This window comes from Paenibacillus sp. ALE2, from assembly GCF_054113385.1.
Genome location: NZ_CM134213.1, coordinates 1247159 through 1260233, shown reverse-complemented (window position 1 = coordinate 1260233; position 13075 = coordinate 1247159). Strand labels below are relative to the sequence as shown.

The following is a 13075-nucleotide window of genomic DNA, read 5'->3' as shown; positions in this document are numbered from 1 at the left end:
TTGGACCGTGCTATAAACTACTCTTCCTTAAAATAGGCGTATAACGAACTCAAACGGGTACCTCCGTATACACTATAGTCCGATATGAGACACATTATGCCCACTCGCGCCGTAGCGTGAAAAGGTCTTTTAACGCGTCTGTAGACAGCTCAGTAATCCAGCCCTCGGTGCTGGTGATGATTTGGTCACTGAGCTGCTGCTTGCTCTCCAGCATTTCATCAATGCGTTCCTCCAGCGTACCCAACGAGATAAATTTGTGAACCTGTACATCTTTGGTTTGTCCCATCCGGTAGGCTCGGTCTGTGGCCTGATTTTCAACAGCCGGATTCCACCAGCGATCAAAGTGAAAGACATGGTTGGCAGCCGTCAGATTGAGACCCACCCCCCCGGCCTTGAGCGATAAAATAAACACAGACGGCTGCTCGTCAGGGGGAAGCGTATGCGATTGGAATTGCTCAATCATTCGGTCACGCGCAGTTTTGGATGTACTACCGTTCAGATAGAGCACGGGTTCTTGAAGCTCCTGAGCGAGTACCTGCTGAAGCATCTGTCCCATACCAATATACTGCGTAAAAATAAGACAGCGCTCGCCCTCTTCCCGCAGCTCCTTGACCATAGCCAGAATGCGCTCCAGCTTGGATGAACGGCTAATAACCGCTTCAAGATCGGGCTGACTATAACCAGAAGCTGCTGCATCCAGGAGCGCCTCCTTAGTTAAGAGAGCAGGGTGGTTACAAAGCTGCTTCAACTGGGTCAGGGCTGATAAAATGGCTCCTTTGCGCTCGATCCCCTCCAGCTTCTGCATCCGTTCCATCAGTTCTTTAACAATCTGATCATAGAGCGCACCCTGCTCGGAGGTGAGATGAATGTACGTTTTCATCTCATTCTTGTCAGGCAAATCAAGCTGTATCGCAGGGTCCTTCTTTTTGCGACGTAGCATGAAGGGCTGAACCAGCTTTTGCAAATCCAACGTGCGCTGCTCATTATGTTCTTTTTCAATAGCATTCATGAAGCGATTGCTAAAGGCGCGTGAGCTGCCCAGATAACCTGGATTGATGAAATCATAAATGGACCATAGCTCGGACAGCCGATTTTCAATAGGTGTTCCTGTCAACGCGATACGATGACGTGCAGGGAAGCTACGCACAGCTGTGGATTGCTTGGTTTGCGCATTTTTAATGTTTTGCGCTTCATCCAGACAGATCGAATCCCAAGTCATGCTCTGCAGCAGCTCTTGGTCCAGAGTTGCCGTAGCGAAGGAGGTCAGGATGACATCAGCTTGCTCGACTTTTTCGCGGAACAAGTCTCCTTGCTCCCGTTTGCTTCCATAGTGCAGCATGACCTTCAAGGAGGGAGCGAAGCGGCTGAGCTCCTTCTGCCAGTTGCCCAGCACTGAAGTCGGGCAAATCAGCAGCGATCTGGAGCGCACACCTGTCTCGGCGGCAATGTCCTGTAGGTGCAGTAAATAAGTGATAAACTGCACCGTTTTGCCGAGTCCCATATCATCGGCTAGGCACGCGCCCAATCCGAAGCGTCGCAAAAAGGCAAGCCATGCATACCCGTCCTGCTGATACGTCCGCAGCTCGGCTTGCAGCCCATCGGGTACGTCCAAAGCGGGCCATTCCGATTGCCGTCCGAGCTGGCTGATCAGCTTCAGTAGATGAGAGTTCAGCTCTACTTCCAGTCGGAAGCGTGCCGGGTCCTCCGGCTGCTCGCCCGAGGCGTCGCCTTCAGGCTCGTCGGTGTTACCGAGCAGATGCAGCTGCAGGATGTCCTGAAAGGACAATCCCTGAGTGCTGTCGATCCCGGCCATGGCGCGGCGGATTTGCGCCAGCAGCGCAGGGTCGAGCGCGATCCATTGGCCGCGGAAGCGCACCAAGCGCTCGTTGCGAGCCACAAGCTCGGCGAACTCCGACTCGCTCAGATCGGCATCGCCGATGGCCACACGCCAATCGAACTGGACAATGGAGTCCAGTCCGAACAGCGAGCTGCCCTTCGTGCGCTCTCCCGCCCCTTCGCCTGGGCGTACCTTGGCCCGCAGCTTTGGCTTCTTGCGGGTGGCTGCCTCCCACCAGGCTGGCAGCAGTACCTGCCAACCGCTTTCCAGCAGACGCTGGCTGTCGGTCGTCAGGAATTGCCATGCGGCTTCGTCAGAGAGCGGGCGGCTCAGTATGTCATCACGGCTTCTGGCACGCTGCCCTGCGGGCAAAATAGCGGTCAAGCGTTCTAGCCACCCGCCTGAGCGCTCACGCACATGCGCCGTCCACGCTTCGGGCCATGAGCCGGAGGCATAGCCATCAGCGGCGAGCTGTACAGGCACCAGCAAGGCCGGGTCCTGCTTGTCCTGCAACACAAGCTTGAGCTGCCAGGACGGCTCGTCGTCCTCCAGCTCTGGCTCCAGCAGTTGCAGAAGCGGGCGGAACGGCGCCGTATCGGCCTTCCAGCCAATGGCGATCAGCCATGCCTGGGCATCCAGGCCCGCCGCAACCTGTCGATTGGGGGCGAAGAGAACCGGATACTCTCTTCGCAAATCGGCGGCTTCCGCTTCGGTGCCGTACCAGCGCTGAAAAACAGCGGCCGAGAATGCCGCTACCAGGCCATCGCGCTCGTTCTCATCCAGGCTGTCCAGCAAAGCAGGCTCTGCCGGTTGGATGTTTTCCAACGCTTCTGCATCCCACTTCCATTGCAGCTTCCCTGCCTGGAACGACGTGAAGCTGGGCACATAGGCTTTCGTTTCAATGCAGTGAGCCAACAGAGGGATCAGCCGAAGCCACGGGGCATTGGCCTCGTCCCAGATCCATTCGATGTGCTTCAGCAACTCCTGCTCTGCCAGAAAAGGAATCACTTGCTCCGAGGGCAACACGATAATATCTGTGTCTTGAACATGCTGAATCTCTAGCTCGGTGCCATAAAATGAAGCCTCATGCCAAGCAAACAAACGTTGCTTCAACATTTGACCGGAAATGCTATAGTTCATGGAGGAATCGCCATAAATTAGCGCGTCTCCATAGGTAGTTAATTGGATGTGCACCGTAATCGTTTCGGTATATTGGCTCATGATAACAATTTCCCTTTCCGCAATTCCTCCTGTAGCGCCCGCAGGCGGCTGTGACGGCTGGTAAAGGTCATGAAGAACAGCTCCCAGCGTGTTTCTTGCTTCATTTTTTTGTACAGCTTGAACAATCGCTTTAACAGCTTAACTGCCGCTTTATAGCTAGATCTGTTTTTTTCCAGCACATAACGTTCTACCGCTTGATGGTAAAAGGGCAACAGCAACTCAGGCGCATTCTTTTCGATGGGTTGCAGCACGCTCACCCGAAAACTCAAAGGTTCACTGCGTATGCTTAGCTGATAGTCGATCCATTGCCGCCATTTTTCATGAGCAAGCAGGGCCTCTTCATACATCCCCCCGGCAAATGGAAGCATACCCATCAGCGTGTCCCACATGTCCTGTTCTGCATCTGGAAGGTGCTGCAAAACCAGCTCCCAATCATGCATATAATCCTGTAAATGATCATCCCGATGACTGTGAAGGAGGGGGCCGATATGTCGCAGTCCATCCTTGAGACGTACCCAATCTGCGGCCTGTCGCAACGCATGTAAGAACAATAGCAACTGGCTGGAGGAGATTTTTAGTGGAAAAGCTCGTTCCGCCTCCTCTAGTAGTTCCCAGGCTTTATGATCCTGCGCTTGGTAAACATACATCCAGCTCTGAGCCAGCATCCACGGAAGGCGTGCCAACGTAGCACTACGCTCCTCTTCAGCTGCAAGTAAATGCTGTAATTCTTCCGTATATATGCTAGGGTCCTGCCTTGTAGGATACACCCAGTACAGCCAAAACTGATAATATGCGTCTGAAAAATAAGTACCGTTCCGCGACTCTATCAGCATTTTCTCGCGCAAATAAGCTAAAGTTTCTGCCATACGAGCTTCGTGCATCGGTTCATCAGTCAGCTCCAGAGGACGCTCAAAATCACGTTCAATTGCCTCTTTCAGCTCATCTGCGGCGATTTGGGTGTAGTAGCCCATATAGGTATGAGTGGGGTAACCCGTCATGGGGGCCTGAGGTACCAGCTTCTCCAGTACACGCAGATGGGCATGCAGTCCATATAGCTGCTGCATACCGGGTGAGAGCGGCGGCTTCACAGCATAGATCGAAGCTAAAGCACTTTGCACATATTGGGAATTTTGAGTGTGCACATGATTAAGGGCGATACACTGATCGAACAGATCATGCCATTCGGAAACGGGCATGTCCGGTAGGTTGCTTGCTTTTTTACGGAGAGCATCTCTTGTTGCTTCCTTGTGATCCGGCGAAGGGTTCGACCGGAAAGCAGGTGTGGTACGGGTGTCTGCTTGTGTAGTCAGCCGAGTGAAACCCGCCGAATGAGCGTTCACTAATGCGTGGACGGAACGTTCCTGTTCATTCGCGTAATTCAGCAATACGGCGATCATATGCTTGCAGTTGGTGCGAACAGGGCATGTACATCTGCTGGCAGCAAAAGCACTCAAGTGGAGATCCACTTCGTAGAGCTCATTCCCATCCACGACAGCCGCGATATGGTCAGCATCAGTCATTGCGAATTCTTTGACCTTTCCCTGCTTAAAGTACTGAAAACCTCGTTTGATCGTCACATCATTAAAATGGTCAGCCACGTTTTGAATAAGCTGCTGCCACTGTATATCATCCATAAGATAGGTTGGTTTCATATGCAATAGTCTCCTAAGAGAGAATAGTTGATCTGATATTGATCTAATAGTAGCTTAACTCTTCCATTATATCAGTTCACGAATGTAATTGAGTGGAGGGCGCAGTTGGAAAATTTCGAGGAATAAACGCTGGTTAAAAGTAAAACCCCTTACGCTTTAGCATAAGGGGGGAGCCATTGGGAAGAACGAGGAGGTACTCTCTACTGTTTCCCATCCGGCTTTTCTGTTCGATGAAAGACCATACAGATGACGAGAAGCACTAAGGGTACTGCCGCATTTATAACAATCCCAAAATAACCTATTATTTTATCGAAGTTGCCTATCTCAATAAAATTTTGGGGATACATGCTCAGGCAAAATAATATAATTAACGGGAGATAACAGATATACCTGTTCCACTTTTTGGTGAGTTGGCTGATCCCAGCCACAATATAGAAATAATAATTTGAAGCGGTCATGAAAATTTTGATCGTCCACAAAATGATAAATAATATTTCAAATCGTTCCAGGAACGCGCCGGGGAATTCAATTTGCTGTGCAAAAGAAACGACGGGCCACTGCAATCGGGAAACCTCCTCAACGGACATACAGCCAACGACCATCGTTACCATTAAAATATACAAACCCATTGCAATCGAGTAGCCGATCCACCCGGCCTTCCATGCTTTTTGGGGGTTGGCCATCACATTAGTTAAGATAAGGATCGATTCAAAACCCATTGTAGAGAAGGGTATAACTTTAAGTGATTCAAAAATCGGATGCCATCCTTTATGGAAAACAGGACGCAAATTATCAAGATTGAAATGGTTGATATTAAGAACGATCAACAATAAAAAAACAACAAAAGTTAAAGGGAAAAAAAGCTCAATCAATCGAACCATTGCATGGAGACCGCCCCAGGTCAGATACCCGATAAGCAGAAGAAATGGCAAGAGAATCATGCTTATCGGGGTTCTCTCCAGTGCAAGACCCTTGAGGAATTCCGCCATCATTCTACATACAAAAGAGCAGATCATCATGCAAAATACAATAAATGCGATATTGATCAGAATGCCGATGAATTTACCTGCAATCACAGGATTGAACTCATAGAACGTCTTCCCCGGAAATCTATGGCACAATTTAACCTGGATAAAAATGACGACGATTCCAAGCAGAGTTGCTAGCAAAAGTCCCTGCCACACGTCGGGCGTTTGCGTCTTCTCTGCAATGGTTCTTGGTAAACTGACAATACCCACAGCATACACGGTCGAAGTGACGGTAAATAAGGCTTGTATTGTGGATATTTTTTCATGTTTCATGGAAGGTATATTAGACATTATTCACCCTCTCCTTTTGTATAAGCACCAGTTCGCTCGATCTGTACTTTAGCCTTAACATCGATCGGTATTTGACTGAAAGTATCTTGCCAATTATCCTTTACCCGATCCCAGTATGCGGGATAGTTCACTTTTACTTTTGCACCAAAACCGACTACATCTGTTCTCATTTCTTTCTGGAGTGTGTTTAGCGATTGGGATACGGTTTGTTTGATTTCATCCTGCGCCTCTTGTTTAGCGGTTTGAATGAATGATTCCTTCATAAAGTCTTCAGAATTAGTCGTACTTTCGTTTAGTTTGATACCTGCTTTAATACGAACTGTGAATGAGAGATCCTGTCCATTGAGGTGGGGAATAAGTTTTCTATGGACATCCTCAACTTCAAAGACCATGTGTTGTTTCGTTTTTGAGTCCTCAATTCTAATAATTGAGCCCTTCGTTTTTCCCAGCATCCAGTTGATTCCGATGACATCCTCTTCGTCCAGCCAATAAGCAAATTTCTTCGTTTTGCCGCTGACCAGAGCTGCGCCAGAGAAGTGGTTGCCTCCATTGGTTTCTATGCCTTGAACGATGAAGTCAGCTCCTTGTGAGATATGCGTAGAAATTTCCCCTAATGTTATTCTATAAGGTATTTTTGAGTTTAAATTGCTGTTTTTAGCCATTGCTTCAAGGTCAATAGAAGGGATCTCTTGATGTTTACCGATCTTATTGAGCGCTTCTTTTGCATTGCCTTTTATGATCATAACAAGTGATTTTCGACTTGGTTTATAGGAGCGAGTAAACGTATCTAACAACTGGTCGATTCTTCTTTTTTGTATAGCTTGGTCACTAATCAAAATCAGGCGAATAAAACTATATAAAGGAGCACGGGATACCTGCTTGGCCTGTTCCCTGGAAGCAGACTGGATGGAATCCTTGTTAAAGGTTGTTACGTTGCTGTACATATTTTTTTTGGATTTCTGCGCGATTAAGTGCTGGTAGGTAAGTTCCAGCATATCCTGCTGATCCATATCAATGGCGACACCTTGAATAATACTCAAGTTATCGATCTCTCTGCTATCCCAACAACCGGTGAGGAGAGCACACACGATCCATGCGGCAAAGCATTTTTGCACCCAGAGGGTGCGACGAAACAGAAAGGCGTAAGAAATCATAGGTTTACTTCCTTTTCCTGTTAGAATGTGTTTCGTCCTGTGTTTTTAGCATGATCGGACGCTTTCTGAGGTATTTAAAAGGAACCCGTATCAAGGTGTCTTGTTGATCTCTTAGCCGAACAGGGGCCAGGGGTGACATGTAAGGAACTCCAAAGCTTTTGATCTGGACCATGTGTACGCCTAAAAAAATAAAGGCTAAAATTACTCCATACAGCCCATAAACCCCTGCGATCATCATAATGGGAAAACGAAGAAGCCGGATTCCGATACTGCCGCTGTACTGCGGGCTTGCAAAGGACGCAATGGCAGTAAGACCAACAACAATAATCAGAAAAGCACTTACAACCGCCGCCTCGACAGCTGCTTGTCCAATAACAAGACCGCCTACAATACCGATGACCTGTCCTATCCCTTTGGGTAGCCGCAGACTTGCCTCACGCAATATTTCCAATGCCACTTCCATAATTAAAGCCTCCACAAAAACGGGAAAAGGGATTCCCTCCCTTGAGGCAACGATAGATATGACCAGCTCAGGCGGGATTAATCCAGGATGGAAAGAAATGAGTGCAACGTACAACGAAGGCAGGAATGTTGCAATGAACAACGCCATTAAACGAAGCATACGGAAAAATGTTCCTAAAGGAAAACGCTCATAATAATCCTCTGGGGATTGAGCCAGCATCCAGAAGGTCATGGGAGCAATTAGGACAAAAGGGGTGCCATCTAGCATAATGACAACCCTCCCTGACATTAAGGCCGTTATCGCTTTATCCGAGCGTTCAGAGGCTTGAATCTGGGGAAACGGAGACCATGGATGTTCCTCGATCCATTGCTCAATAACCCCGGTATCAGAAGCATCATCCACATCAATCGTTTTGACTCTTCGCTTCACTTCCTGAACTAGCTCCGGATTTGTGATATCCGATATGTACAAGATTGCTAATTTACGGGAGGATCTCCTTCCAATGGTTATTTTGTCTATTCTGAAACTAATATCTTTGATGTGCCTTCTAACCATTGCCAGGTTACTTTCCAAATCCTCAATAAAACCTTCCCTTGGTCCTCTAACCAAAGTTTCGGTGCTGGGTTCATCAACACTTCGCGAAGGAAATTTGCCTGTAGAAGCAAAAAAAACATCATCCGTTCCTTCGATCAGCAGACAAGTATATCCCGATAATACTTTGCTTACACACGTCTCAAGGTCTGTCCCTTCTGTCATATCGATCGTAAATGCTGTCTGCTGTATCAACTCCTCCTTTATTTTCTCAGGATTAACTTGGGAGTGGTTTTCACGGACTCCAGTTAAAATGAGCGGCTTGACGATTTGTTCGTTAATCATACTTGTATCCGCAATACCGGAGAGATAGATCATAATGACATGAATTCCCGTTTGGCCTACATTCATTTTTTTGAAGACGACATCAGGAAGATGACCCAGGGTCTTTTTTAGATGGTCCAATTTCGCCTCGAGTGGTCTTGCCAATGACGTTTCCCCCTTCAAAAAACTTAAGCATGATATGCATGTAATATGTGTAAAATAGTGATAAATATTCATGAATCCTTTTGTACAGTACAAGAAAAAAACGAACACCTAATGGTGTTCGTCTCTAGTCATACATAACGTCATATGAACTTAATCAGAATGAGATCATTTTTTGAACTCGTAAAAATGTTCCTCCAGCATACTCAAAGAAAGCTCGGCTGTAGTGGCTACCACGATATCCGCACCTTGCATTTGCGAAGGCGTTCCTACACCGACCGCGAACATCCCGGCGCCCTTGATCGCCTGAATGCCGGCCTGTGCGTCTTCTATGCCGATACAATCGGCAGGCTGAACGCCCAAATTCGCAGCTCCGGCGAGGAAAATTTCTGGGTCAGGCTTGCCATTCCGAATGGCCGTAACATCCACCACACTGTCAAAATAGTGTGCTAGCTCCAGCCGATCCAGTATAAACGCTGCATTTTTGCTCGCAGAGGCGAGCGCGATGCCGATTCGGGCTTCACGAAGCTCCTTCAGAAGCGCTTTAATACCGGGAAGAACGTCTGCGGGAGTTAAAGCTGAGATAAGCCGCTGATACTCGGTGTTTTTTTGCATGGCCAGTTCTTGCTTGCCTTCTTCTGATAACGTATCGGACAGGTTACCACGCACTAGTATTTTTTCGAGTGATTCCGTACGGCTGATTCCTTTTAACTGTTCATTAAATTCCCGATCAAAAGGGATGCTGAGCGCTGCCGCCAAGCTGCCCCATGCCTGAAAATGATATTCAGCCGTATCTGTAATGACTCCGTCCAGATCAAAAATAACTGCTTTCATATGCTTTCCCCCTGTCTGGTCCATTTATGAAGCACTGTTCGCCATTAACGATTGCCCACTGGTAATGTGTGTTGGCTGTCCATACAGCTCCAGCGTCAGCGGTTCTCCGTCCAGCAGGGTAATGACTACTTCACCCTCCTGTACGAGAATACTTAGCAAGCGACCGCGATAGTTGATTTTAAACGTATATTTGTTCCAGTCCTTCGGTAGAAAAGGGGAAAAGCTGAGTGTTTCATTATAGGTTCTCATCCCGGCAAATCCCTGTACAATCGCCAGCCAGCTTCCTGTCATGGAGGTGATATGGAGTCCGTCTTCGGTGTCGTTATTATAGTTATCCAGATCCAGACGGGCCGTCCGTTTATACATTTCGACTGCCTTATCTTCCATTTTGAGTTCAGCGGCCAGCACGGCATGAATCGAAGGAGATAGACTGGATTCATGAACGGTCATTGGCTCGTAAAATGCAAAATTGCGCGCTTTTTCCTCCAGCGTGAACTGGTCTCCAAAGAAATAGAGCCCTTGCAGCACATCTGCTTGCTTAATGAAGCAGGAACGCAGGATTTTATCCCATGACCATTTCTGATTAAGTGGCAGATTGCTAGGATGCAAAGTGGATACAGGCTGCAAATCCTTATCCATAAAGGTATCGTGCTGTACGAAGACGCCTCGCTCTTCATCATACGGATAATACATGTTGTTGATGATATCTTGCCAATGTGCAAGCTCATCAGCTGTAACTGCCAGGCGCTGCGCTTTCTCAGTCGAAATTTGAGGCAAGACCGATAATGTATATTTCAGAACCCACGCAGCCAACGTATTGGTATACCAGTTGTTATTGACGTTATTCTCGTATTCGTTCGGCCCGGTAACCCCGTGGATCATATACTGCTGACGACTGTTAGAAAAATGAACTCGATCGGCCCAGAAGCGGCTAATTTCGACTAGTACATCGATTCCGTAGTCATGCAGATAGGTCAAGTCCCCCGTATAATTGGTGTAATTGTAAATGGCATAAGCAATCGCACCGTTACGATGAATTTCCTCGAAGGTAATTTCCCATTCGTTATGGCATTCCACGCCTGTAAAAGTGACCATAGGGTACAATGCCCCTCGAAGCCCTTGCTGGGCTGCGTTATGCTTGGCACCCTCCAGTTGTTGGTGACGGTACAGCAACAGATTTCGCGTTACGTCCGGGTCTGCAAGCGCCAGGTACATAGGTACGGCATATGCTTCTGTATCCCAATAGGTGGCACCGCCATATTTTTCACCCGTAAAGCCCTTCGGTCCAATATTTAGACGGGCATCTTCACCGTAGTACGTAGAGAATAGCTGAAAAATGTTAAAACGTATTCCCTGTTGGGCCTCCGTATCCCCCTCAATTTCGACATCTGCCTTGTCCCAGCGTCTGGCCCAAGCGTCGATATGCTCTTGCTTTAGAGAGGTGTAGCCTTTGTTGACAGCTTCCACGGCGATGCGTTCACCTTGCGGAATCAATGCATCTTTTTCCATATCGCGTGAAGTGGTGACGGCTACAATTTTTTGCAGTTGGATACGGTCACCTGGCGAGACGTTATATTGATAGTGGCGTGCAGCATACAAAAAGCTCTCTTCCGTCGTCTGCTCATCTTGCCCCTCGGTTACAATACCCATGGTAGCGTTTACGGTAAAGCGCGGAATACCGAAGGGATTATCTATCGTCGTTGTGGACAGGCTGATGAATTGCTCTTGAACCTCACGGGCCTCTTCCAGCCAAAATACCTCGTCATAGTTGGTGTCCTCATTTTTCGTATTGCCGTCCAAATAAGGAACAAGCTCAATGCTTAAAGGCTGATCGCTTATATTTTCGACCTGATAATCAATCAGGCATAATTCACGTGTAGTAATGCTCAGAAAACGCTCTGTAGTGATACGAACCTGGTCGTTCACAGTACAAGCGCGCCGCAGGATTCCCTGCTTCATGTCCAGTTCCTGCACAAAATCGCTGATGTGTGCCGTAAATAAGTCCACTTCCTCTTGGTTTACAATCAGACGGATGCCGATGAAATTCATGGCATTGATGACCTTGCCGAAATATTCAGGATAGCCGTTCTTCCACCAGCCTACCTTTGTTTTGTCAGGGAACCATATACCGGAGATATACGTCCCTTGATGATGATCCCCTGAATAAGTTTCTTCAAAATTGCCGCGCATGCCCATATAACCGTTGCCTATGGACGTTAAGCTTTCCTGTAATCGCATGTGTGTGCTATGTAGAGTGTGTGTTGTCAGCTTCCAACTATCTACGTCAAATAATCGGTTGTAAACCATGATTGCGTACCCCTCTCGGAAAATGAGATCGTTGTTTTAACGGAACCAATATATGAGCGAGTTCAGTATATAGTGCAACCGTTTGCCCTGTCAACGCAAAAAAACTGATTTTATGAATATCCACAAAATCAGTTCTTGTTCATTTCTTAGAGATTCATAGTGTCTGGCTTGATTTGCGCTCTACAATTCGGTGGGGAACAATGATGTGCTTGGTCAATTCTTTCGGGTCTTTAATTTTTTCGATCAGACTTTTGGCAGCCTGATAACCAAGGCTGAAGATATCAATATCCACGGAAGTAAGAGGGGGATTCATCAGCTCAGCCAGCATCAAGTTATTAAAGCTCACCATGGAGAGCTGCTCTGGCATGGATACGCCTAACTGAGCAAGCATTTTCTGTACGGCCATGGCTACAAGGTCATCGCTAACGATCATCGCTGTAGGTGGCGGGGAAGCCTGTAATAACGTGCGCATGTCCTCCAGATTAAAGGGCTCCCTAACCACGTATTCTTTTGGTAGAGGCAAGCCAGCCTCTCGTAGCGCATCTTGGTAGCCTCGGAGTCTTTCAAGATTTACGATGTGTTCCTGATCACCGCCAACATAAGCAATGCGCTCATGCTTCAGCCCCGTCAAATAAGTGACCACATCTTTGGCAGCCTGGTAGTTATCGTTGTCTACATGGGTAGTTTCACTGACAAACTGCTGAGGCTTGCCGATGACGGTATAGGGGATTTTCTCTTTATGAAGATACTCCACGATGCTGTCCTTTTGCTTGGAGTACAGGACAATGTAGCCGTCAACGCGTCCGGTCCGGGTCATCAACTTTACGCGGGATAGCAATTCATCACTCGTCTTGCCTGTGACAATCGACAGTGTATAGTTGTGCTCGTTTACCCATTCGCTGATCCCGCGTAGGCTTTCTGGAAAGAAAGGATTCTGAAAGATCGCCACGTCCGATTCAGGCATAATAATGCCTATCGACTGTGTGACACGGTTAGCCAGGCTTTGAGCGGAATAGTTGGGTTCATAGCCAAGCGCCTTCATTTCTTTGCGAACGCGTGCCTTGGTGGCTTCGCTGATTTTGGGGCTGTCTTGAATGACACGGGATACGGTGGAAGTAGCAACTTTAGCACGTTTTGCGACATCTTTGATGGTTACTGCCATCGTCTTCGTCTCCTTTTGCTATCTCAAGCAGAAAATATTATGTTCTATCATACGATATTGCTCCAATTTCAACAAATTAGCGGCTTTTTCGAGTATTTCTATCATCATT

At 47.6% G+C, this 13075-nt stretch carries 8 protein-coding genes; all 8 read right to left on the bottom strand.

Annotation, left to right across the window (positions count from 1 at the left end; genetic code table 11):
• Nucleotides 1–94: 94 nt before the first annotated feature.
• Nucleotides 95–3058: a DEAD/DEAH box helicase gene (locus ACXHJ1_RS05390; protein WP_457905729.1), complete on the bottom strand. Its 2964-nt coding sequence runs from the start codon at nucleotides 3056–3058 to the stop codon at nucleotides 95–97.
• The gene (locus ACXHJ1_RS05385; protein ID WP_457905728.1) at nucleotides 3055–4710 is read right to left on the bottom strand and encodes an SWIM zinc finger family protein; all 1656 of its coding nucleotides are present in this window, start codon (nucleotides 4708–4710) and stop codon (nucleotides 3055–3057) included. Before ACXHJ1_RS05385 ends, ACXHJ1_RS05390 begins: the two co-directional genes overlap by 4 nt.
• 200 nt (nucleotides 4711–4910) lie before the next feature.
• The gene (locus tag ACXHJ1_RS05380) at nucleotides 4911–6029 is read right to left on the bottom strand and encodes a GerAB/ArcD/ProY family transporter (protein ID WP_457905727.1); all 1119 of its coding nucleotides are present in this window, start codon (nucleotides 6027–6029) and stop codon (nucleotides 4911–4913) included.
• Entirely contained in the window at nucleotides 6029–7183 is a 1155-nt protein-coding gene (locus tag ACXHJ1_RS05375) for a Ger(x)C family spore germination protein (protein ID WP_457905726.1), read from the bottom strand. The genes ACXHJ1_RS05380 and ACXHJ1_RS05375 overlap by 1 nt, the downstream gene beginning before the upstream one ends.
• 4 nt (nucleotides 7184–7187) lie before the next feature.
• A complete protein-coding gene (locus ACXHJ1_RS05370; protein WP_457905725.1) occupies nucleotides 7188–8666 on the bottom strand; it encodes a spore germination protein in 1479 nt (492 codons plus the stop codon).
• 165 nt (nucleotides 8667–8831) lie between these two features.
• Nucleotides 8832–9497 (bottom strand): beta-phosphoglucomutase, encoded by a 666-nt coding sequence (gene pgmB / locus ACXHJ1_RS05365; RefSeq protein WP_017425635.1) that lies wholly within the window; start codon nucleotides 9495–9497, stop codon nucleotides 8832–8834.
• A 24-nt stretch (nucleotides 9498–9521) separates the two neighbouring features.
• Complete coding sequence (locus ACXHJ1_RS05360) at nucleotides 9522–11804, bottom strand: glycoside hydrolase family 65 protein (protein ID WP_457905724.1); 2283 nt, start codon at nucleotides 11802–11804, stop codon at nucleotides 9522–9524.
• A gap of 154 nt (nucleotides 11805–11958) precedes the next feature.
• On the bottom strand, nucleotides 11959–12966 hold the full coding sequence (locus tag ACXHJ1_RS05355; RefSeq protein WP_017425636.1) for a LacI family DNA-binding transcriptional regulator: 1008 nt from the start codon (nucleotides 12964–12966) through the stop codon (nucleotides 11959–11961).
• Nucleotides 12967–13075: the final 109 nt, after the last annotated feature.

What these genes read in the sequence shown, in the direction of transcription:
- ACXHJ1_RS05390 (WP_457905729.1), bottom strand. Translation starts at nt 3,058, where the DNA reads ATGAGCCAATATACCGAAACGATTACGGTGCACATCCAATTAACTACC.
- ACXHJ1_RS05385 (WP_457905728.1), bottom strand. Translation starts at nt 4,710, where the DNA reads ATGAAACCAACCTATCTTATGGATGATATACAGTGGCAGCAGCTTATT.
- ACXHJ1_RS05380 (WP_457905727.1), bottom strand. Translation starts at nt 6,029, where the DNA reads ATGTCTAATATACCTTCCATGAAACATGAAAAAATATCCACAATACAA.
- ACXHJ1_RS05375 (WP_457905726.1), bottom strand. Translation starts at nt 7,183, where the DNA reads ATGATTTCTTACGCCTTTCTGTTTCGTCGCACCCTCTGGGTGCAAAAA.
- pgmB (WP_017425635.1), bottom strand. Translation starts at nt 9,497, where the DNA reads ATGAAAGCAGTTATTTTTGATCTGGACGGAGTCATTACAGATACGGCT.
- ACXHJ1_RS05360 (WP_457905724.1), bottom strand. Translation starts at nt 11,804, where the DNA reads ATGGTTTACAACCGATTATTTGACGTAGATAGTTGGAAGCTGACAACA.
- ACXHJ1_RS05355 (WP_017425636.1), bottom strand. Translation starts at nt 12,966, where the DNA reads ATGGCAGTAACCATCAAAGATGTCGCAAAACGTGCTAAAGTTGCTACT.